This is a genomic window from Shewanella sp. CAL98-MNA-CIBAN-0140, from assembly GCF_040309905.1.
GTDB classification, from domain to species: domain Bacteria; phylum Pseudomonadota; class Gammaproteobacteria; order Enterobacterales; family Shewanellaceae; genus Shewanella; species Shewanella psychromarinicola.
Genome location: NZ_JBEOPI010000109.1, coordinates 1 through 381 on the forward strand (window position 1 = coordinate 1; position 381 = coordinate 381).

Consider the following 381-nt stretch of genomic DNA (forward strand, 5'->3'; position numbering starts at 1 on the left):
ACATCTCTCATAGGCTAAAACTAGCCATTAGTTCTACAGGCTTTTAAACGCCGACAGTTGGCTTTGTTCCAGTAAGAATAGCGGTTATTGCAAAACCAAGATGGGTCGTTAGCTCAGTTCCTCTTTGTTAAATCAATAGCTGCAGTTGGCTTTTAACCCATTGGTCGAAGGTTCGGATCCTTCACGACCCACCACTTTTTTATATCTCCCCAATTTAAACGTCCAGATAATCCAACCATTCAACATCTCTCATAGGCTAAAACTAGCCATTAGTTCTACAGGCTTTTAAACGCCGACAGTTGGCTTTGTTCCAGTAAGAATAGCGGTTATTGCAAAACCAAGATGGGTCGTTAGCTCAGTTCCTCTTTGTTAAATCAATAG

At 41.2% G+C, this 381-nt stretch carries 1 tRNA gene; it reads left to right on the forward strand.

The annotated features are described in order from the left end of the window. Positions 1-102: 102 nt before the first annotated feature. Positions 103-194, forward strand: a tRNA-Lys gene (locus tag AAEY93_RS20375). Positions 195-381: the final 187 nt, after the last annotated feature.